Raw genomic sequence first — 21,241 nt, 5'->3', positions numbered from 1 at the left:
TTGGTAAAGTAATTTGTATAAAAAGGAGTTCGAAAAATGATTGAACAATTAGGGCAAGTCATGTTGTATGTAGAAGACCAGGAGCAGTCAAAGAAGTTTTGGACTGAAAAATTAGGATTTACTGTAGTTTCTGACATCGATAACGGCATGCGAATTATTACGATTGCACCAAAAGATGAAGCACAGACAAGCATTGTATTGCATGATAAAAAGAAGATAGAAGAAATGTCGCCAGAATTGAGTTTGTCTACGCCTTCTCTAATGTTTTATGCCCAAAATTTAGAGGAACTGTATGAAGATTTTAAATCAAAAGGAATTACAGTCGGGGAATTCATGAAGATGCCTTTCGGGAAAGTGTTCAACTTTGCTGATGATGAGGAAAATTACTTTGCAATAATGGAAAAATAGCGAAAAAGGAGCTATTGCCAATTATGGCGACAGCTCCTTTTCCTTATTTACCTTCTTTTTTGCAGAAGTTTGCGTGCTTTTTCAGTGTTGGCAAAATGCCATTTTGTCATGGAACGTAGTGTCTCTTCGCCATGCTTTAACCAGATTTTTGCGGCCATTTCATCGACTTTACCGCTTGCTCCTTTTTGAAGAGGGTACCCTGTCACTTTTGCCAGACGATCCATTTCTTTAAGAAATGCATAGCGTGCCAAAATCGAAGCAGTAGCAACAGCTACATGGAGATTTTCGGCTTTTGTCGAGAACAGGACGTTTTGGCGGACAATTTCTTTTTCATTTTTTATATGATTATAGTAAATTCCACGCTCTGCAAATTGGTCGATTAAAATATATTGCGGTGTTTCCGGTGCTATTTTTGTCAATACATGCTTTAAAGCCTGATTGTGCAGCAGCGCTTTTATTTTTCCCTGCGAGTAACCACGTGCCTGGATTTCATTGTATTTATCATTGCGAAGCGTCAATATACTGTAAGCGCAAACCTTCATTAAGTCCGGAGCGATTTGACGCATATAATCATCAGTTAATTGTTTAGAATCCTTCACGCCAAGTTCTTGGACCAGCGCTATTTTATCTGCTGGAACATAGACAGCCGCTACAGTTACAGGGCCAAAGTAATCGCCTGTTCCAGTCTCGTCTGAGCCCAAAACGGATAAGGATGCAAAATTTTCAGGGAGTGTATCACCTTTAGTGGATGCAATTTTAGGAGCTTGAGCACTTGCTTGACCCCAACGTGCGGCTTCACGTTCTGCACCAGCCCCTTGAAACATTACTTTTCCTGATTTATAGGCAGTAATGGCCGTATCGGCAAGTTTTACCGCAAAAATTACGCCGGGAGCCTTCCGTTCAATAAGGGCGTCTTTATAGAAATGTTGAATAGATTGCTGTTGGTCAGCACTGCATAGTAAAACGATATTTGTCATAATCGATCCTTTCAAAAACAATGTATTACTATGTAGTATAGCTTTTACAATAGAAAAGGGAAACTTTCATATTGTATGATTCTTTCACAGGAACATTCGGGACATGGTGTTGCGATAGTGAATTTGGAAATGGTATGATGTACAATAGGAAAATGGCATCGTTATATAATAGAACCAATCAGTTTTGCATTCAATCATTTATTGGGCAAAGAATCGAAAATTGTATTTTCGTTACTGTTCACTTATTTTTTCTGGAGGGATTATTTTGGCTGAGCAAGAAAAGAATCGCATTTCCGTAGAAATATATGGCAATACATATAAAATGGTAGGAACAGAATCATCGGTCCATATGCGTCTTGTTGCTTCATTAGTGGACGACAAAATGCGGGAAATCAGTGCCCATAATCCATCTTTAGATACAGCGAAGCTAGCTGTATTAACAGCCGTTAATTCTGTGCACGACTATCTATTATTAAAAGAGCAATTTGAAAAACTAGAAATACAATTGAAACATTTGAAGGGTTGACATACATGTTGGATTTAATTATTCTCGTAGTCTTTATCATTAGTCTTATAGTTGGAGCGAAACGAGGGTTCGTTGTTCAGCTTATTAATATCGGAAGTTTTATTATTGCCCTCATTGTAGCGATTATTTATTATAAGCCGCTTGCAGAAAAATTTGTATTATGGATTCCGTATCCTGGATTTACAGAAGGTTCAACAGTGACGCTCGTTCTGGATTCACTTGATGTTGACCGTACATTTTATCGCGTCTTTGCGTTTGCCATTATCTTCTTCGCTGTAAAGATTGCCCTCCAAATTGTCGGGTCGATGTTTGATTTTTTAACGTATTTACCTGTATTAAGTTCGCTAAACTATGTATTGGGTGCAGTTCTTGGATTTATCGAAATGTATCTTGTACTCTTTATCGGGCTGTATGTTGTGGCATTACTGCCGGTGGAAATGATTCAAACATTCATCGACAATTCCATTTTGGCAGGACTCATACTTGAGCATACACCGATTATTACGAGCATGTTCCAAAACTGGTGGTATATTCAAAAAAATTAACTAATTCTCAGCGGGTGTCCCCAATTCGTAAAAGGAGTTTCTAAAGAACCAGCCAACCTAAAAAGCGTGGCATTGAGCGAAAACGGCTGATTTATCCTCACAACAGGACCTTAGCCGGAACGGGACCCCATGATGCCGAGGCGTAATTGATTTGAAAATCATGCGAATGCTTCTCTCGATTTTCGGGAGGAGCTTTTTTAAAGGAGAGACAATGATGATGAACAAAAAAATTATTATTCGTACATTGGAAAAAATCGCGTTATATATGGAGCTGCAGGCAGAAAATCCATTTAAAGTATCCGCCTTTCGAAAAGCGGCAGCGGCTCTCGAAGCAGATGAGCGGAGTCTAAGCGAAATCGATGATATTACAGCAATTAAAGGTATCGGTAAAGGAACAGCAGCGGTTATTACGGAACTGATGGAAATCGGGGAATCAACTGTATTGAAAGAGCTTGAGGCAATCGTACCGAAAGGGCTTGTTCCATTGATGAAACTACCGGGGTTAGGTGGTAAAAAGCTTGCCAAATTGTATCAGGAATTGAACATAGTTGATGCGGCTACATTAAAAGCAGCTTGTGAGGCAGGTCAAGTAAGGGGGCTTGCAGGGTTTGCGGCAAAAACAGAGGAAAAAATTTTAAAAGAGCTTGAAACATTTGGTTCCCGCGCGGAACGTTTACCTATTTGGCAGCTCGAGCCTGTAGTATTGGAGATTAACGAGCTTTTGGCAAGTTTACCTGAAGTGGAGCTGTTTTCGGTTGCAGGGAGCTTCCGACGCGTTGCGGAAACGAGTAAAGATGTTGATTTCATCATAGCAACAAAGGAATATGAAGTTGTACGTGAAGCGATTTTAACGCGACTCGCAATATTAGAAACCGTTGCAGCAGGGGATACAAAAGTGTCTGTTATATTGGACCGTGAAGAACCGGTAAGTGTGGATTTCCGTTTAGTGACTCGGGAAGAATTTGCAACAGCACTTCATCATTTCACTGGATCGAAGGACCATAATGTACGCATGCGTCAGCTTGCTAAATCTATGGGGAAGAAAATCAGTGAATATGGTGTCGAGCAAGAAGACGGTACTGTCGTAACATTTGAGTCGGAAGAAGCGTTTTTTGCGCATTTCAACTTACCATTTATTCCACCGACTGTGCGTGAAAGCGGTAAAGAGCTGGATCGTTTGGACGAGCTAAGTGAGTTAGTAAAGCTGGAAGATATAGTAGCGGATCTTCATATGCATACAACTTGGTCTGATGGAGCGCATTCAGTCAGCGAGATGGGGCAAGCTTTAATAGATAACGGGTATTCGCATGCGGTCATTACTGATCACTCGCAATACTTAAAAGTAGCGAATGGACTAACACCTGAACGACTTGAACAGCAAAAGCTCGATATTTATGCATTTAACGAAGCAAATCCAAATTTCCGACTATATAGAGGGACAGAAATGGATATTCTTCCTGATGGTACTTTGGACTTTGGGGACGATGTTTTAAAAGAACTGGATTTTGTTATTGCATCCATTCATTCAAGCTTTACACAACCGCAGGACAAAATTATGGCACGCTTAAAAACAGCGGTTGAAAATCCGTATGTCCATATGATTGCTCATCCGACAGGTCGTATTGTCGGACAGCGCGGAGGCTATGATCCGGATGTCCCGTTATTGATTGAATGGGCAGCAGCACACGGGAAAATATTGGAACTAAATGCAAATCCGTACCGCCTGGACTTAAGCATCGAATATTTAACGCTGGCAATGGAGAAAAATGTACCAATTGCCATTAATACAGACGCGCATGCAATTGACCAGCTGCGCTTCATGGACATCGGGGTCAAATATGCACAAAAAGCATGGCTGAAAAAAGACCTGATCGTCAACACATGGTCAAAAGATAAATTCGAAGCATTTATTTCAAAAAATAAATGATTAAAGAATAGGGAAATTGATTATGAAACGAGTTGATTGGAATAGAGGGGAGCGACTCCTGATTTAAGAGTTAGCACTTCTTATAAATCAAGTCGTTGCTTCTGCGGTGATCGCAATAAAATGCCCCAATCCTCGGCGCATAGTAACAAAGACAAGCAGGTTTAACTTTGTTTCTTGATCGTCGGAAAGCGTCCGACCTGGAATGGAAATCAACTCCATAGTACAGTTTGACTAAAAATAAAGAAAAGTAATAGGAGGTGTTCTCATGATCGAACAACGAGCATTGAAAACACTAGAATTTCATAAAGTACGTGAACAAGTAGCGGCATTTTGTACAAATTCGATCGGGAAACAAGCAATCGAAGAGCTCGTACCGGAAACAGATTACGATACAGTTGTCGAACTACTGGAGGAAATGGACGAAGGACTCGCCATTTTGCGTGTAAAAGGCAATGTGCCGTTGGGTGGCATTTTCGATGTACGTCCACATGCGCGACGCTCGCAAATTGGCGGTATGCTTAGCCCGATGGAATTAATGGAAATCGCGAGCACAATACGAGCAAGTCGAATATTACGAAATTTCATTGAAGATATTGAATCGGAAAATACAATTGAAATCCCGCATTTTATCGAACGGAAAGAACAAATGCCTGTCTTGACAGCACTGCAGCACGAAATTAATGATTGTATTGATGATAATGGTACGGTTCTTGATTCAGCGAGCCCTGCACTACGCTCAATTCGCCAGTCATTGCGTTCAGAAGAATCCAAAGTCCGTCAAAAGCTGGAAAGTCTGACACGTGGTGCAAATGCAACGAAAATGCTGTCTGACGCGATTATTACAATTCGTAATGACCGCTTCGTAATCCCGGTAAAACAAGAATATCGTTCACATTACGGCGGAATTGTCCACGATCAGTCCGCTTCAGGTCAAACACTGTTTATCGAGCCTGATGCAGTGATTCAATCGAACAATGAAGTACAGCGTCTGAAAGTGAAAGAAAAGGCTGAAATTGAGCGTATTTTATCCGAGCTTACTTTAAGGGTACAGGAAGTCGGACACGAAATATTTGTTCTTGTACAACTACTTGGAGAAATGGATGTCATTTTAGCAAAAGGAAAGTACGGACAAGCAAATAAATGCACAATGCCAAAAATGAATAAAGAAGGCTATACACGACTAGTCCGTGCACGACACCCGTTATTGCCGATTGAAGATGCAGTTGCCAATACGATTGAATTTGGACGAGATGTCACAGCAATTGTCATTACAGGACCAAATACAGGCGGTAAAACAGTGACATTGAAAACAGTGGGACTGTGTACAATCATGGCACAGTGCGGCTTGCCTGTTCCGGCACTCGATGGTTCAGAATTGGCAGTGTTTGAGCAAATTTTTGCTGATATTGGTGATGAACAGTCGATTGAACAGTCATTATCAACTTTCTCTTCTCATATGGTGAATATAGTAGACATTTTAAGCAAATTTAATGAAAAATCGTTAATATTATTTGATGAGCTTGGCGCAGGTACCGATCCGCAAGAAGGTGCGGCACTCGCAATTGCTATTTTGGATGAAACAGTTGATCGCGGTGCACGTGTTATGGCGACTTCACACTATCCGGAGTTGAAGGCATACGGCTATAACCGTCCATCTGTTGTCAACGCGAGTGTAGAGTTCGATATTGAAACACTTAGCCCTACTTATCGATTACTGATCGGGGTGCCAGGTCGCTCGAATGCATTTGAAATTTCTAAACGTCTTGGATTAAGTTCAAATGTAATCGACCATGCAAAATCCTTTACAGGTACTGACCGTCATGAAGTTGAGTCAATGATTGCTTCACTAGAAGAAAGCCGGTTACGATCTGAACGTGAAGCGGACGAAGCTCATCTTTTACTGGAAGATGCACAAAAAATCCGGGCAGAGCTGGAAGAACGTCTTCGTATTTATGATGAGAAAAAGGAAAACCTGGAGAAAAAAGCGAAAGATAAGGCTCGTAAAATTGTTGATGACGCGAAGAAAGAAGCGGAAACGATTATTGCAGAGTTGAGGAAAATGAAAGAAAATGCCGCGTTATCGGTGAAAGAGCACGAGTTAATCGATGCGAAGAAGCGTTTAGATAATGCAGCACCGATTGATAACAATAAAGTGCTTCAAAAGGCTGTCGCTGCCCGTGAGCGTAAGCAAAACCTGCAAGTGGGCGATGAAGTAAAAGTATTAAGCTACGGTCAAAAAGGAACACTCTTGCAAAAAGCAGGAAATGAGTGGGTTGTTCAAATCGGTATTTTAAAAATGAAACTGCCCGAATCTGATTTAGAGTATGTGAAACCAGAAAAAGAGCAGGCTACCCGTCCGATGATGAATGTGAAAAATCGCAACAGTGTTGTGAAACTGGAACTTGATTTACGTGGGGAACGATATGAAGAAGCACTTATTCGCACAGAAAAATATTTAGATGACGCGTTATTAGCGAACTATCCGCGTGTATCGATTATTCACGGTAAAGGGACCGGGGCTTTACGCCAGGGAATTCAAAACTTCCTGAAAAACCATAAGCGGGTCAAATCATACCGTTATGGTGAAGCGGGCGAAGGCGGATTCGGTGTTACAGTCGTAGAACTAAAATAGTTGTTGCTCCTTTTTAATGATGCGCTAATATTAAACATATAAAGAAACTAATTAAAGGGGGTAAAATGGATTGCTAGGATCAGACTTTTGGCACCATCCTCTCGTAGAAACAGCAGGCTATTTTAGTGTGGTAGTCCTTTGCCTATTTGTATCGATGATTTTATTTGAAGTCGTAACAAAGTATAAAAATTGGGATGAAATAAAAAGAGGAAATGTCGCGGTCGCTTTAGCTACTGGAGGAAAAATTTTAGGCGTCTGTAATATTTTCAGATATTCAATTAATCAGCATACATCTTTTATTGAAATGCTCGGTTGGGGTTTGTTTGGTTTTACCTTATTGATTTTTGCATATTTTTTATTTGAGTTTTTAACACCGAAATTTAATGTTGATGAGGAGATTGCTGCTGACAACCGTTCAGTTGGGTTTATCTCATTTACAATTTCCCTCGGTTTGTCATTTGTTATCGGAGCAAGTATTTCATAGGAGCATACACATGGAAACATTATCGAAAATCTTACTCGTCGTCTGTTTCATATTTCTGGCAGTCGGCATTTACTACATGATGACACTCTAAACATAAAAGCAAATGAACTAGCATTGAGTTAGTTCATTTGCTTTTTTTCATTAAATTTTATTTAGGAAGATTATCACCATATACAAAAACTTTTAAAACTTTTTTAAAAAAGTATATTTCCATACTAAACGAATAGTCCTATATGTTTTAAATTCAATATTACTATAAAACTCAAAATATTTAGCGAGAAAATATCTGCATTATCGAGAATAAAACGTGTGTATCTATGAAAATAGTTTGAAACCATTTCCAATTTTCATTATAATGATGTAAACAAGTAAAGCTTTAGTAAAGGGGAGGAGTTTTATGACAGAAAAGGTTTGGTTGGCAAGCTATCCGAAAGAAGTACCACATTCTATTGAGCTGCCGGAAATTCCTGTGCACCAGTTTTTAACACAAGCATTTGAGTCAATGCCTAATAAGGTTGCTATCCATTTTATGGGGCGCGAGCTTACGTACAAAGAGCTTTATGAATCAGCGTTGAAGTTTGCGAACTACCTGCGTTCTCTAGGGGTGGAGAAGGGGGATCGTGTAGCAATCATGCTGCCGAACTGTCCGCAAGCGGTCATTGCCTATTATGGTACGATGTATGCCGGTGGGGTTGTCGTACAGACGAATCCGCTTTATACCGAGCGGGAGCTGCAATATCAGATGGCAGATTCCGGAGCAAAAGTGATTTTAGTAATGGATATTTTATACCCGAGGGCAATGAAAATATTACATGAGACTAAGATAGAAAATGTCATCGTTTCAGGAATTAAAGACTATTTGCCTTTCCCCAAAAACTTAGTGTATCCGTTCATCCAAAAGAAACAGTATGGCTTTAGTGTAAAAGTGGAACATAGCGGAACGAATCACCTGTTTACAGAAATTATGAAAATGGCCAAAATGGATAAAATCGAACAAGACTTTGATTTTGAAAATGATTTGGCACTATTGCAATACACTGGCGGTACAACAGGTTACCCAAAAGGTGTTATGCTAACACATAAAAACCTCATTGCAAATACGTTGATGTGTGATGCATGGATGTATAAATGTAAAAAAGGTGAAGAAACAATTTTAGGCATACTTCCATTCTTCCATGTATATGGTATGACAACGGTATTAATTTTATCGGTCATGCAGCAAGGCAAGATGGTATTATTACCGAAATTTGATGCTGAGCAAGCATTGAAGACAATTGATAAACAAAAACCAACGTTATTCCCCGGCGCCCCAACAATGTATATTGGTTTGTTGAATCACCCGGATTTAGCAAAATATGATTTGTCGTCAATTAAAGCGTGTTTAAGCGGTTCCGCTGCATTACCTCTGGAAGTACAGGAAAAGTTTGAAGAATTGACAGGCGGTCGTTTAGTAGAAGGATACGGCTTAACAGAAACTTCTCCAGTTACACATGCCAATCCGATTTGGGATCATCGTATCAACGGTTCAATCGGTTTACCATGGCCGAATACAGAAGCGGTAATTTTACGTTCAGGTGAATCGGAAGTATTGCCTGTCGGTGAAATCGGCGAAATAGCGGTAAAAGGACCACAAGTTATGAAGGGTTACTGGAATCGTCCTGAAGAAACAGCAATGACATTTGCAGATGGCTGGTTTTTAACGGGTGATTTAGGTTATATGGACGAAAAGGGTTATTTCTATGTTGTTGATCGAAAAAAAGATATGATAATTGCAGGCGGATTTAATATTTACCCGCGTGAAGTAGAAGAAGTGCTGTATGAGCATGAAGCGGTTCAAGAGTGTATAGTAGCCGGTATACCGGATCCGTATCGTGGAGAAACTGTAAAGGCATACATTGTTCTTAAAGAGGGTAAATCTGTTACAGACAAAGAACTGAATGAGTATTGCCGTAAAAACTTAGCAGCTTATAAAGTGCCGCGTTTCTATGAATTCCGTCAAGAGCTGCCGAAAACAGCAGTAGGAAAAATTTTACGACGTACACTAATTGAAGAAGAGAAACAGAAAATGGCACAACAAGAAGCAAATTAATTAATTGTTTAGCAAACTATTGACAGAATGCAGAACAAATTATAATATGAAAACATGAATGAATGGTCATTCATGTTTTCATATTTTTTTTGGTGGTGATCTGCTTGAAACGAAACAAACCCAAATATATGCAAATAGTAGACGCAGCAGTCATTGCTATCGCTGAAAACGGCTATCATCAAGCCCAAGTTTCAAAAATAGCCAAACAAGCTGGGGTTGCTGATGGTACAATCTATTTATATTTCAAAAACAAAGAAGATATTTTAATTTCTGTATTCCAGGAAAAAATGGGTATTTTCGTAGAGAATTTACAGGCTATAATAAAAAGTGGGGAAACTGCTTCCGATAAGTTATGTAAAATGATTGAAAATCATTTCCGTGTTCTATCAAGTGATCGCTACTTGGCAACTGTAACTCAACTTGAGCTACGGCAATCGAATAAAGAAATTAGACTGAAAATTAATTCTATTCTAAAAGAATACTTAATTTTACTAGATCAAATTTTAATCGAAGGTATGCTAAATGGTGAATTCAACCAGACGATGGATGTTCGTATTGCGAGACAAATGGTGTTTGGCACAATTGACGAAATTACGACAACTTGGGTAATGAATGAAAATCGATATGATTTATTAGAGCAAGCTCCGAAAGTGAAGCAATTACTGCTAAACGCACTAAAAGCATAAAGGGGATGTAGAGGATGGAGTTTCTAAGTTGGAAAGTAGAAGAAGGGGTCGCAATTGCAACAATTTCAAGACCACCAGCAAATGCACTTTCACAAGGCTTGATCCATGATGTGAATGCACTTTTAGACGCTGTCGAAGAAGATGAAAATGTACGTGTCATCGTCTTGCATGGCGAAGGACGTTTCTTTTCTGCAGGTGCAGATATTAAAGAATTTACGAGCGTACAGTCAGGCGAAGCATTTACAGGATTGGCGAAAAATGGACAAGATGTTTTCGAGCGTATTGAAACATTCAGTAAACCGGTTATTGCCGCAATCCACGGTGCAGCATTAGGCGGCGGCTTGGAACTTGCAATGGGATGCCATATGCGTTTTGTAACCGCATCTGCAAAATTAGGCTTACCTGAGCTATCATTAGGCTTAATACCTGGATTTGCAGGAACACAGCGATTACCACGATATGTTGGTGTAGCCAAGGCAGCGGAAATGATGTTTACAAGCGACCCGATTACAGGGGCTGAAGCTGTAGAATGGGGATTAGCAAACCGTGCTTTTTCCGACGAAGAGCTGTTGCCGGAAACATTGAAAATCGCTAGAAAAATTGCGAAGAAATCACCAATTGCTCTTAAAGCAGCAATCCAAATGCTGAATTACTCGAAACCATCATCTTATTACGATGGAGTGAATGCTGAAGCAAACAGTTTCGGTGAGGTATTTGTTTCTGAAGATGCTAAAGAAGGAATCCAAGCATTTATTGAAAAACGTGAGCCAGTATTTACTGGCAAATAAAAAAATGTATTCTTCCCTGTTTTTTCGGGATTAAAATTAAAAAGCTTTTAGGAGGTCTAGATTATGAATATTTTTGTATTAGTAAAACGTACTTTTGACACAGAAGAAAAAATCGTCGTATCCGGCGGTAAAATTCAAGAAGATGGTGCAGAATTCATCATCAACCCATACGATGAGTACGCAATTGAAGAAGCAATTCAAAAGCGCGACGCATTAGGCGGTAAAGTAACAGTTGTGACAATCGGTGGCGAAGATGCAGAAAAGCAGTTACGTACAGCTTTAGCAATGGGTGCCGATGAAGCGGTATTAATTAATACAGAAGATGATTTAGATGAGCTTGACCAATATTCTTCAGCTTATATTTTAGCGGAATATTTAAAAGACAAAGAAGCAGATTTAATTTTAGCAGGAAATGTAGCAATCGATGGTGGTTCAGGACAAGTTGGCCCGCGCTTAGCAGACCTGCTGGGCATTAACTACGTAACAACAATTACTTCATTGGAAATCGACGGCACGAACGTTAAGATTGTACGTGATATCGAAGGGGACGCTGAAGTATTAGAAACATCATTACCATTATTAGTAACAGCTCAACAAGGTTTAAACGAGCCACGTTACCCATCTTTACCAGGTATTATGAAAGCGAAGAAAAAACCGCTTGAAGAACTTGAATTGGATGATTTGGATATCGATGAAGACGATGTTGAAGTAAAAGTAGAAACAGTTGAAATTTACTTACCGCCACAAAAAGCGGCTGGTCGTGTATTAGAAGGCGATCTTTCTGCACAGGTAAAAGAATTAGTAAACTTACTTCATAACGAAGCAAAAGTAGTCTAATAGAAGTCAACTAGAGTACGAAAATTTTTACGAAGATGGTAATGGAGGGATATTCTATGTCAAAGAAAGTTTTAGTGTTAGGTGAAGTTCGCGAAGGGAGCTTACGTAACGTTTCATTCGAAGCAATTGCAGCAGGTTTACAAATCGCTGACGGCGGTGAAGTAGTAGGTTTATTAGTAGGGGATGCAGTAGCTGATTTTACGCAGGAATTAATCGCATATGGAGCGAGCCGCGTTATTACAGTAGAACATCCACACTTGAAAAACTATACATCTGACGGCTACAGCCAAGCAATTTTAGCAGTAGTAGAACAAGAAAATCCAGAAGCAATCGTTTTCGGTCATACTTCTTTAGGTAAAGACTTATCGCCAAAAATTGCTTCACGCCTACAATCTGGCTTAATTTCAGATGTTACGGAAATCCAAGGAGCTGGGGATGATACAGTATTCGTCCGCCCAATCTATTCTGGTAAAGCATTTGAAAAAGTAAAAATCAAAGATGGTATTATTTTTGCGACAATCCGTCCAAACAATATTCCACCATTAGTAAAAGACGATTCTCGTACTGGTGAAGTATCATCAGTTTCAGTGGATATTACAAATTTACGTACAATCATTAAAGAAGTTGTGCGCAAATCAACTGAAGGTGTAGACCTTTCAGAAGCGAAAGTAGTAGTTGCAGGTGGTCGTGGTGTTAAATCCGGAGAAGGTTTTGAGCCATTAAAAGAGCTTGCTAATTTACTAGGTGGAGCAGTTGGCGCATCTCGTGGTGCATGTGACGCAGAATATTGCGATTACTCATTACAAATCGGCCAAACTGGTAAAGTTGTAACACCTGACCTATACATCGCTGCAGGTATTTCTGGTGCGATTCAGCATTTAGCTGGTATGTCAAACTCTAAAGTAATCGTTGCGATCAACAAAGATCCAGAAGCAAATATCTTTAAAGTAGCGGACTATGGAATTGTTGGTGACTTATTCGAGGTAGTGCCAATGTTAATCGAAGAGTTTAAAGCGCTTAAAGTAAATGCATAATATTTAATTAGGGGCTTCCTTCTTTTGAAGGGAGCTTTTTTTGAAGGAGTTAATGTATATGATGCGGGAAATGGTGCTAATAACTGTATCAGAAATTCCAGTATAAGTTAAAAGATCTTATGTGTAGTATGTTTTCTAATAAAATGCAGGTTTTTTTAAATATCGGAACCAGAGTTTCAAATAAAGAATTAACATGTTCAATCTAAGGGTATATGTCTTCAAATAACTAATAAAAAATGCTAATAAAAATTTATTAAGCATCAGAAAACAACAGTTAAAATCCGGTGCCTTTATATTCCCAAGCATTTTACTACTGTTTAATTGGGAAAACATGCTATACTACAACCATATGTTATTTAAGGAGGCTATTTAATATGGCAATTGTACACGCGACAGATCAAACATTTCCACAAGAAATTTCAAACGGCACAGTTTTAGTAGACTTTTGGGCTACTTGGTGCGGACCATGTAAAATGATCGCTCCAGTTCTTGAAGAATTAGATACAGAAATCGGTAACGATGTTAAAATCGTAAAAGTGGACGTAGATAACAACCAAGGTACTGCTGCTGATTACCAAATCATGTCAATCCCATCATTATTATTATTCGTAGATGGTGAATTAAAAGCAAAAACTGCTGGCTTCATGCCAAAAGAAGCGTTAATCGATTTCATTAACGACAACAAATAATTAAACCATTGGCTATTCAAACGCCAAGGCGCAATTGATATGTCAAAAAGCCGTATGCCGTATAAGGTGTACGGCTTTTTTCTAATACTCCAATCAGTTAAAATAAAGAAAGGACATATTAAACAGGTGAGAAGATGAATGCAATCATTAAAGCAAAACTAGAAATATTACCGAACGAATCAGGTTGCTATATTATGAAAGACCGTCAAGGCACAATTATATACGTCGGTAAGGCCAAAGTATTGAAAAATCGAGTGCGTTCTTACTTTACGGGAAGCCATGACGGCAAAACAGCGAGACTAGTAAGTGAGATTGAAGACTTCGAGTATATTGTGACTTCAAGCGATTTGGAAGCCCTTATTCTGGAACTGAATCTAATTAAGCTGCATGACCCGAAATATAATGTGAAATTAACGGATGATAAAACGTATCCCTATATAAAAATTACGAACGAACGATACCCGCGTATTATTACGACAAGAAAAGTGAAGAAGGATAAAGCAAAATATTTCGGACCGTATCCGAATGCCTATGCAGCAAACGAAACGCGAAAATTACTGGACCGTTTGTATCCGCTTCGTAAATGTACACATCTGCCTAATCAAGTATGCTTGTACTATCATTTAGGGCAATGTTTGGCACCGTGTGTAAAGGACATTGAAAAACAAGTGTATGACGTAATGATCGATGAGATTTCAAAGTTTTTAAACGGAGGAGTCGAAGAAATAAAGCAAGATCTTCAGCAAAAAATGATCGATGCTGCCGAAAATCTTGAGTTTGAACGTGCGAAGGAATTTCGTGATTTGATCGCCCATATCGATCAAATTATGGAAAAGCAAAAAATTGTAACAGATGATTTGAGCAACCGAGATGTATTTGGCTATGCAGTGGAAAAAGGCTGGATGTGTGTCCAGGTATTTTTTGTGCGTCAAGGCAAACTCATTGAGCGCGATGTATCGATTTTCCCGATTTATAATGAGCCGGAAGAGGAATTTTTAACATTTGTCGGCCGTTTTTACGAACAGCCGCATCATTTATTACCAAAAGAAATCTTTGTTCCGAAATCGATTGACGTAACGATTTTACAAAAGCTGTTGGATGTTAAAGTAGTGACACCGAAGCGCGGTTCAAAAAAAGAGCTTGTTGATCTAGCGATGAAAAATGCAGAAATCGCCATTCACGAGAAGTTCCAGTTAATTGAACGTCAAGAGGAACGGACAGTGGGGGCTTGTGAAGCACTTGCCGAAGCGATGCAAATTCCATTGCCGTTAAGAATTGAAGCATTTGATAACAGTCATATGCATGGAGCTGATCCTGTTTCAGCAATGGTTGTTTTTATAGACGGGAAGCCTGCGAAAAAGGAATACCGGAAATATAAAACTAGAGAAGCGGCTAAACATGATGACTATGGTGCGATGCAGGAAGTTATTCGACGCCGCTATACACGTGTATTGCGGGAAAATCTGCCATTGCCTGATCTGATTCTCATAGACGGAGGAAAAGGGCAAATGGAAGTTGCACGAGAAGTAATTGAAGACGAACTTGGGTTAGTCATTCCAATAGCGGGGCTGGCAAAAGACGAAAAGCACAATACGTCCCAGCTTTTATTTGGAACGCCGGCGGAAGTTGTTCCGTTAAAGCGTACAAGTGACGGTTTTTATTTATTGCAGCGCATTCAAGATGAGGTGCACAGATTTGCAATCACATTTTTACGTCAGCAGCATCAGACAAATGCGATTACTTCGGTTCTTGATGGAATTGAAGGTGTAGGTCCGAAGCGAAAGCAGCAACTTATGAAACATTTTGGGTCCGTAAAAAAAATTCGCGAGGCAAGCGAGCTGCAACTGCAGGAGTCCGGTGTTCCGGCAAAATTGGCGGAAGTTATTTATCGCCATTTTCATGAAGCACCATTGAATAAAGAATAGTGTTATGCTAATATTTAAGACAATTCAATATTTACTAAGATAGAGGCGCAGTATTCAATAGTACATTGCTTGAGGAAGAACAATTCCATTGACAGCAATCGAAAGGGGGTCCTGCCGAAGTGAAGTGCGTATTGTTCGCGTAGTTTGCTGGTTTTGCATTTAAGAGATGTAAAACTGTCAGAGCTTTTTGTTCTGGAGGGCTATCCTGAAAACTTATAACTATTTATTTGTATTGACGGCGGCTTTCCATGAACATGGAAAGCCTTTTTTTGTATTCGGTTTTATTCAAGGAGGGGAAAAAATGGAGACAGTTGTAGTAAAGTTTGGTGGTCCGGCATTGACTACACCGGAAAAAATAGTACAGGTGGCTAAAAAAGTGATAAAAGAGCAAGGACGTGGCATAAACTTAGTCGTTGTCGTTTCTTCAATGCCCGCTTTACGACGAGAATTCCGACAATATGCTGCCGAAATTACCGATGAGCCATCGAAACGGGAAATGGATGCACTTGTCGCATCAGCAACACAAATGACAAGTGCAATGCTGGCGATGGCAATTCAGGAGCATGGTGGTAAAGCGGTGTCGCTTGCTGGTTGGCAAACAGGCATTCAAACAAATCAAAAACATGGCAATGCACGGATCAGTCATGTTGATAGTAAACGGATTGAGGAACATTTAGCATTAGGAGAAATCGTCGTAGTAGCTGGTTTTCAAGGAGTTACGGGGACAGATAATATTTCAACATTCGGCAAAGGGGGTTCTGAAACTTCAGCGGTTGCATTGGCGGTTGCTCTTGAAGCAGAGCGTGTCGAGATTTTTTCATCGGTTGAAGGGATTTTCACGGCAGACCCAGAAATTGTTAAAGAATCCAGGAAACTTCCGGAAGTTTCTTATGATGAGATGTTGGAATTTGCAAATTTAGGAGCTAAAATTTTGCACCCACGTGCGGTTGAACTTGCCAAAAAATATAATATACCGCTCATTGTACGCTCTTTCGTACAGGACGTGGAAGGCACTTTTATTAAAGGGGATGTAGACATGGAGAAAAACTTACTTGTACGCGGGGTAGCCTACGAATCGGATATAATTCGTTTGACGATAGGCTATGATTCTTATGAAACCGCGTCATTGGCAGAAGTGTTTAGTGTTTTAGCAGAAAATGATATCAATGTGGATATTATTGTTCAAGCAGTCATTGATGGCGTGAAGCCGACCATTTCCTTTACAATTTCGAAAGATGAGTTTGCGGAAGCTTTACGGGTATTGGAAACTAGTAAACTGTCGCTTGGCTTTAGTTTTGCGGATTTTGAAGTAGGTTTAGCGAAAGTATCTATTATCGGTTCTGCGATGGCATCCAATCCGGGAGTAGCCGCACGCATGTTTGCACGCTTGGGTCGCGAACATATTCCTGTAAAAATGGTCAGTACTTCAGAAATTAAAGTGTCTGTAGTTATCCCACAGGATGAGATGGTTCGTGCTGCGAATGTGTTGCATGAGGAATTCAATTTGGCGATGAAAGAAGTAACCGTTTCTTAAGGTAATAGCTGGAAATGAGCTGTAATGGCTTATTTCCAGCTTTTTTATTGAGTAAATTTGCTGCTTCAGCAATAATATTGATTATGATAAGGTGAAGGCTAAATCTTCTCTTTTAAATCCCATTTCAACGTAAATTTTACGACATGTTTGTCATTATCTTTTTCTTCATAGCATTCCGTCAAATAGCCTAGCTGCTTTTGTTTTTGTTCTGCTAAAAAGCCAGCTTCAAGACGGAAGCAACGTTGTACAATATTGAGTGGCAGTTCTTCTGTCGTCAAAAGTATGTAATGAAGTTCGTCCTTCGTTTCTTTTTCCAAAACTAACTGGCCCCAGCCAGCTTCCAAAAAAAATGAAGGCAGTTCATCCATTGAAAACAATGGAAACTTTCTTGCAATTTCTTTACCTGCCCAATATAAAACATCTTCTTCATGCTTACCTAGAATAGAAGGAAGAAGATGGTCACGAATGATTTCGTACCCAAAAGTTGGAATCGTTTTCATTTTGTACCCTTCCATATAAAAAACCTCTTTCATAAATTTTCTTATAATTTTCATTCTTTCATGAAAAAATGAGTTATAAGCAGAAAAAACGGTTCTCAAAACAGCGTAAAACCGTCTTTAAAATGATTATAAAATATCCCGCGTTGCCTTGACGCTAGTATCTGTTGAGAGTACAATGGACATGTCATAATATTGTACCATGATGAAATGCGCAGTCAACATCACAACTTTTACAAATTTGAGACGTTGTGCATGTGTATTTCAAGTACTAAGGGGGGTAACAGTTTTGTCGAAAGATCGTGAATTTTTATGGCGCCGCTTACACTCGTTATTAGGTGTAGTTCCTGTCGGGTTGTTCTTGGTGTTCCACTTATTTCTGAACTTCACTGCAGTTGGCGGTGAAGAAACTTACAATAACGCAACAGGTGTTATGGAATTACTTCCACATTCGTTGTTGTTAGCGATGGAATGGATCATTATCTATATTCCATTAATGTTCCACGGATTCTATGGAGTGTATATTGCATTTACTGCAACTTACAATACTGGACGCTTCAGCACATTCCGTAACTGGATGTTTGCACTGCAACGTTTCACAGGTATTTTCCTTGTAATCTTCATTGCGTGGCATATTTTCCAAACACGTATCCAAAAAGCATTCGGTACTGAAGTTGAATTTAATATGATGGTTGAAATCGTTGACAATCCATTAATGTTAGTATTCTACATCTTAGGTATCGTTTCAGCAGCATTCCACTTAGCAAACGGTTTATGGTCTTTCTTAGTAAGCTGGGGTATTACGCAATCTAACAAATCTCAACGAATCGCAACTTATGTTACGTTGTTAATTTTCGTAGTATTAGCAATCGTTGGTGTTGCAGCTATCTTAGCATTCGTCTAATCACTTAACTTATTCACTACTACATAGTTAAGATCCTAGATGGAATGAAATATGAGTAAAAGTTTTTAGCAATTAATGAGGAGTGAGAAATAATCATGGCAAAAAGTAAAGTTATCGTCGTTGGTGGCGGTCTTGCTGGCTTAATGGCTACGATTAAAGCAGCTGAAGTTGGTACTGAAGTTGAATTATTCTCGTTGGTTCCAGTTAAACGTTCACACTCTGTATGTGCACAAGGCGGAATTAACGGAGCAGTTAATACAAAAGGTGAAGGGGATTCTCCATGGATCCACCTTGATGATACAGTTTATGGTGGCGACTTCTTAGCGAACCAACCACCAGTTAAAGGTATGTGTGATGCAGCACCTGGTATTATCCACTTAATGGACCGTATGGGTGTAATGTTCAACCGTACTCCAGAAGGTTTACTTGACTTCCGTCGTTTCGGCGGTACGTTAATGCACCGTACAGCATTCTCTGGTGCGACAACTGGTCAACAATTATTATATGCCCTAGACGAGCAAGTTCGTGCACACGAAGTAGCTGGTTTAGTTACGAAGTATGAGCACTGGGAATTCCTTGGTGCGGTGCTTGATGACGAAGGCGTTTGCCGCGGTATCGTAGCACAAGATTTACGTTCTGAAGAAATTCGCTCATTCCGTTCTGATGCTGTAATTATGGCAACAGGTGGTCCTGGTATTATCTTCGGTAAAACAACAAACTCAGTAATCAACACTGGTTCTGCAGCATCGATTGTTTACCAACAAGGTGCAACATATTCAAACGGTGAAATGATTCAAATTCACCCGACAGCGATTCCTGGAGACGACAAAAACCGTCTAATGTCTGAATCTGCTCGTGGTGAAGGTGGACGTATCTGGACGTATAAAGACGGTAAGCCTTGGTACTTCTTAGAAGAGAAATATCCTGCTTACGGTAACTTAGTACCACGTGATATCGCAACACGTGAGATTTTTGACGTGTGCGTAAATCAAAAGTTGGGTATTAATGGCGAAAACATGGTATACTTAGACTTATCCCATAAAGATCCTCATGAATTAGATATTAAATTAGGTGGTATTATCGAAATCTACGAGAAGTTCGTAGGTGATGACCCACGTAAATTACCGATGAAAATCTTCCCAGCGGTACACTATTCAATGGGTGGATTATGGGTTGACTATGACCAAATGACTGAAATCCCTGGTTTATTCGCTGCAGGTGAATGTGACTACTCACAACACGGTGCAAACCGTTTAGGTGCGAACTCATTATTATCAGCGATTTACGGTGGTATGGTTGCTGGTCCAAATGCTGTTAAGTACATTAAAGGACTTAAAAAGCATGCAGAAGATTTACCTGAAGAAATCTACACGCGTCGCGTACAGGAAGAAACAGAGAAATGGGAAGCTATCCTTAATATGGATGGTACAGAAAACGCTTACTTGCTACACAAAGAGCTTGGTGAGTGGATGACTGACAACATGACTGTTGTACGTGTAAACGCAAAATTAGAAGAAACTTATGCGAAATTAACTGAGCTTCAAGAGCGTTGGGAAAACATCAACATTAACGACACACAAAAATGGTCGAATCAAGGTGCTCACTTCACTCGTCAGTTAAAGAACATGCTATATTTAGCTAAAGTTATGACTAAGGGTGCATTATTACGTAACGAATCTCGTGGGGCTCACTTCAAGCCTGAATTCCCAGAACGTGATGATGAAAACTTCTTAAAAACAACTATGGCGAAGTTCGATCCGGCAACGGGCGAACCAATTATTACTTATGCCGAAGTAGACGTTTCGTTAATTCCACCACGTAAACGCGACTACTCAGCGTAGAAGGGGGAACTAAACAGTGGAAACAGTAAATACTGGTAGAACAGTTAAGTTAGAAATCGTTCGTCAAGACAATGAGAATGGTGCTACACGCGTTGAAAAGTTCGAAGTTCCTTACCGTCCTGGTATGAACGTTATCTCTGCTCTAATGCATATTCAAAAATATCCTGTTACTGCTGATGGTCAAAAAACGACTCCAGTATCATGGGATATGAACTGTCTGGAAGAAGTTTGTGGTGCATGTTCAATGGTAATCAATGGACGTCCGCAACAATCTTGTTCAGCATTAGTAGACAAGTTAACTCAACCAATTCGTTTAGAGCCAATGAAAACTTTCCCGGTTATCCGTGACTTACAAGTAGACCGTGAGCGCATGTTTAACGCACTTAAGAAAGTTAAAGCATGGGTACCAATCGATGGTACTTATGATTTAGGCGAAGGTCCTCGTATGCCAGAGCGCAAACGTCAATGGGCTTATGAATTATCAAAATGTATGACTTGTGGTGTATGTATGGAAGCATGTCCAAACGTGTCTGAATCAGCATCATTCATCGGTCCATTTGCTTTATCACAAGTACGTTTATTCAACACACACCCAACTGGTGCAATGAATAAAGACGAGCGTTTAAATGCAATCATGGGCGACGGTGGTCTTGCAAACTGTGGTAACTCTCAAAACTGTGTAGCTGCTTGTCCAAAAGGTATTCCTTTAACAACATCTATTGCTGCACTTAACCGTGAAACAACAGTTCAAATGTTCAAAAACTTCTTCGGTTCTGACCACATGGTTGACTAATCGAATGAATATAATTGACCCTCACTTCGGTGAGGGTCTTTTTGTTTTGATTGCTTTTTGCTTCAGACAAATTATGCTATAATGAATGGGTATTCATTATCAGGGGATGATGAGCTAATCAAACA

General features: G+C 39.7%; 19 protein-coding genes and 1 riboswitch. Of the genes, 17 read left to right on the top strand and 2 right to left on the bottom strand.

The genetic code is table 11. The annotated features are described in order from the left end of the window. The first annotated feature begins 36 nt into the window (after positions 1–36). Positions 37–408, top strand: coding sequence for a VOC family protein (locus MHB58_RS13940; protein WP_008405016.1), 372 nt, complete (start codon positions 37–39; stop codon positions 406–408). 47 nt (positions 409–455) lie between these two features. Here the strand turns inward: MHB58_RS13940 and rnhC are convergent, their stop codons facing one another. Then, positions 456–1,385: a ribonuclease HIII gene (gene rnhC, locus MHB58_RS13935; RefSeq protein ID WP_340735444.1), complete on the bottom strand. Its 930-nt coding sequence runs from the start codon at positions 1,383–1,385 to the stop codon at positions 456–458. Between the two features lie 265 nt (positions 1,386–1,650). Between rnhC and zapA the strand changes: the two genes are divergently transcribed. The 13 genes from zapA (at position 1,651) to MHB58_RS13870 (ending at position 17,081) form a co-directional block, all read left to right on the top strand. Further along, positions 1,651–1,911 carry a cell division protein ZapA gene (gene zapA / locus MHB58_RS13930; protein WP_008405018.1) on the top strand — a complete coding sequence of 87 codons (261 nt, stop codon included), beginning with the start codon at positions 1,651–1,653 and terminating at the stop codon, positions 1,909–1,911. Positions 1,912–1,916: 5 nt separating this feature from the next. Beyond that, positions 1,917–2,456 carry a CvpA family protein gene (locus tag MHB58_RS13925; protein ID WP_008405019.1) on the top strand — a complete coding sequence of 180 codons (540 nt, stop codon included), beginning with the start codon at positions 1,917–1,919 and terminating at the stop codon, positions 2,454–2,456. A gap of 217 nt (positions 2,457–2,673) precedes the next feature. After that, complete coding sequence (polX, locus tag MHB58_RS13920) at positions 2,674–4,383, top strand: DNA polymerase/3'-5' exonuclease PolX (protein WP_197494708.1); 1,710 nt, start codon at positions 2,674–2,676, stop codon at positions 4,381–4,383. Between the two features lie 265 nt (positions 4,384–4,648). Next, a complete protein-coding gene (locus MHB58_RS13915) occupies positions 4,649–7,015 on the top strand; it encodes an endonuclease MutS2 (protein ID WP_340735443.1) in 2,367 nt (788 codons plus the stop codon). Between the two features lie 70 nt (positions 7,016–7,085). Further along, positions 7,086–7,499, top strand: a complete 414-nt coding sequence (locus tag MHB58_RS13910) for a DUF350 domain-containing protein (protein WP_008405023.1) — start codon at positions 7,086–7,088, stop codon at positions 7,497–7,499. Between the two features lie 397 nt (positions 7,500–7,896). Next, complete coding sequence (locus MHB58_RS13905) at positions 7,897–9,588, top strand: long-chain-fatty-acid--CoA ligase (RefSeq protein WP_008405024.1); 1,692 nt, start codon at positions 7,897–7,899, stop codon at positions 9,586–9,588. Positions 9,589–9,692: 104 nt separating this feature from the next. After that, a complete protein-coding gene (locus tag MHB58_RS13900) occupies positions 9,693–10,274 on the top strand; it encodes a TetR/AcrR family transcriptional regulator (RefSeq protein ID WP_008405026.1) in 582 nt (193 codons plus the stop codon). Between the two features lie 14 nt (positions 10,275–10,288). Then, complete coding sequence (locus MHB58_RS13895; RefSeq protein ID WP_087615819.1) at positions 10,289–11,062, top strand: enoyl-CoA hydratase; 774 nt, start codon at positions 10,289–10,291, stop codon at positions 11,060–11,062. A 63-nt stretch (positions 11,063–11,125) separates the two neighbouring features. Beyond that, positions 11,126–11,899 carry an electron transfer flavoprotein subunit beta/FixA family protein gene (locus MHB58_RS13890; RefSeq protein ID WP_087615820.1) on the top strand — a complete coding sequence of 258 codons (774 nt, stop codon included), beginning with the start codon at positions 11,126–11,128 and terminating at the stop codon, positions 11,897–11,899. Positions 11,900–11,955: 56 nt separating this feature from the next. Next, positions 11,956–12,933, top strand: a complete 978-nt coding sequence (locus tag MHB58_RS13885; RefSeq protein ID WP_008405031.1) for an electron transfer flavoprotein subunit alpha/FixB family protein — start codon at positions 11,956–11,958, stop codon at positions 12,931–12,933. Between the two features lie 374 nt (positions 12,934–13,307). Beyond that, positions 13,308–13,622, top strand: coding sequence for a thioredoxin (gene trxA / locus MHB58_RS13880; protein WP_008405032.1), 315 nt, complete (start codon positions 13,308–13,310; stop codon positions 13,620–13,622). Positions 13,623–13,756: 134 nt separating this feature from the next. After that, entirely contained in the window at positions 13,757–15,547 is a 1,791-nt protein-coding gene (gene uvrC, locus MHB58_RS13875; RefSeq protein ID WP_340735442.1) for an excinuclease ABC subunit UvrC, read from the top strand. 32 nt (positions 15,548–15,579) lie between these two features. Beyond that, positions 15,580–15,758: riboswitch (Lysine riboswitch) on the top strand. 90 nt (positions 15,759–15,848) lie between these two features. Further along, positions 15,849–17,081, top strand: a complete 1,233-nt coding sequence (locus MHB58_RS13870; RefSeq protein WP_340735441.1) for an aspartate kinase — start codon at positions 15,849–15,851, stop codon at positions 17,079–17,081. Positions 17,082–17,179: 98 nt separating this feature from the next. Here the strand turns inward: MHB58_RS13870 and MHB58_RS13865 are convergent, their stop codons facing one another. Continuing rightward, positions 17,180–17,596, bottom strand: coding sequence for a YslB family protein (locus MHB58_RS13865; RefSeq protein WP_340735440.1), 417 nt, complete (start codon positions 17,594–17,596; stop codon positions 17,180–17,182). Between the two features lie 271 nt (positions 17,597–17,867). Here MHB58_RS13865 and MHB58_RS13860 point away from each other — a divergent pair, with 271 nt between their 5' ends. The 3 genes from MHB58_RS13860 (at position 17,868) to sdhB (ending at position 21,116) form a co-directional block, all read left to right on the top strand. Further along, the gene (locus MHB58_RS13860; RefSeq protein WP_065215545.1) at positions 17,868–18,482 is read left to right on the top strand and encodes a succinate dehydrogenase cytochrome b558 subunit; all 615 of its coding nucleotides are present in this window, start codon (positions 17,868–17,870) and stop codon (positions 18,480–18,482) included. Positions 18,483–18,577: 95 nt separating this feature from the next. Then, positions 18,578–20,323, top strand: a complete 1,746-nt coding sequence (sdhA, locus tag MHB58_RS13855; RefSeq protein WP_008405037.1) for a succinate dehydrogenase flavoprotein subunit — start codon at positions 18,578–18,580, stop codon at positions 20,321–20,323. 16 nt (positions 20,324–20,339) lie between these two features. Then, a complete protein-coding gene (gene sdhB, locus MHB58_RS13850) occupies positions 20,340–21,116 on the top strand; it encodes a succinate dehydrogenase iron-sulfur subunit (protein WP_008405039.1) in 777 nt (258 codons plus the stop codon). Positions 21,117–21,241: the final 125 nt, after the last annotated feature.

The organism is Solibacillus sp. FSL K6-1554 (genome assembly GCF_038005185.1).
Lineage (GTDB): Bacteria > Bacillota > Bacilli > Bacillales_A > Planococcaceae > Solibacillus > Solibacillus silvestris.
The sequence above is the reverse complement of the archived record's forward strand: the minus strand, read 5'-3'. Positions and strand labels throughout refer to the sequence as shown.

Excerpts from the sequence above, each read along its gene's own strand:
- MHB58_RS13890 (WP_087615820.1), top strand. The coding sequence starts at position 11,126 with ATGAATATTTTTGTATTAGTAAAACGTACTTTTGACACAGAAGAAAAA.
- rnhC (WP_340735444.1), bottom strand. The coding sequence starts at position 1,385 with ATGACAAATATCGTTTTACTATGCAGTGCTGACCAACAGCAATCTATT.
- trxA (WP_008405032.1), top strand. The coding sequence starts at position 13,308 with ATGGCAATTGTACACGCGACAGATCAAACATTTCCACAAGAAATTTCA.
- MHB58_RS13895 (WP_087615819.1), top strand. The coding sequence starts at position 10,289 with ATGGAGTTTCTAAGTTGGAAAGTAGAAGAAGGGGTCGCAATTGCAACA.
- MHB58_RS13905 (WP_008405024.1), top strand. The coding sequence starts at position 7,897 with ATGACAGAAAAGGTTTGGTTGGCAAGCTATCCGAAAGAAGTACCACAT.
- MHB58_RS13925 (WP_008405019.1), top strand. The coding sequence starts at position 1,917 with ATGTTGGATTTAATTATTCTCGTAGTCTTTATCATTAGTCTTATAGTT.
- uvrC (WP_340735442.1), top strand. The coding sequence starts at position 13,757 with ATGAATGCAATCATTAAAGCAAAACTAGAAATATTACCGAACGAATCA.
- MHB58_RS13940 (WP_008405016.1), top strand. The coding sequence starts at position 37 with ATGATTGAACAATTAGGGCAAGTCATGTTGTATGTAGAAGACCAGGAG.
- sdhA (WP_008405037.1), top strand. The coding sequence starts at position 18,578 with ATGGCAAAAAGTAAAGTTATCGTCGTTGGTGGCGGTCTTGCTGGCTTA.
- MHB58_RS13865 (WP_340735440.1), bottom strand. The coding sequence starts at position 17,596 with ATGGAAGGGTACAAAATGAAAACGATTCCAACTTTTGGGTACGAAATC.
- MHB58_RS13870 (WP_340735441.1), top strand. The coding sequence starts at position 15,849 with ATGGAGACAGTTGTAGTAAAGTTTGGTGGTCCGGCATTGACTACACCG.
- MHB58_RS13885 (WP_008405031.1), top strand. The coding sequence starts at position 11,956 with ATGTCAAAGAAAGTTTTAGTGTTAGGTGAAGTTCGCGAAGGGAGCTTA.
- polX (WP_197494708.1), top strand. The coding sequence starts at position 2,674 with ATGAACAAAAAAATTATTATTCGTACATTGGAAAAAATCGCGTTATAT.
- MHB58_RS13915 (WP_340735443.1), top strand. The coding sequence starts at position 4,649 with ATGATCGAACAACGAGCATTGAAAACACTAGAATTTCATAAAGTACGT.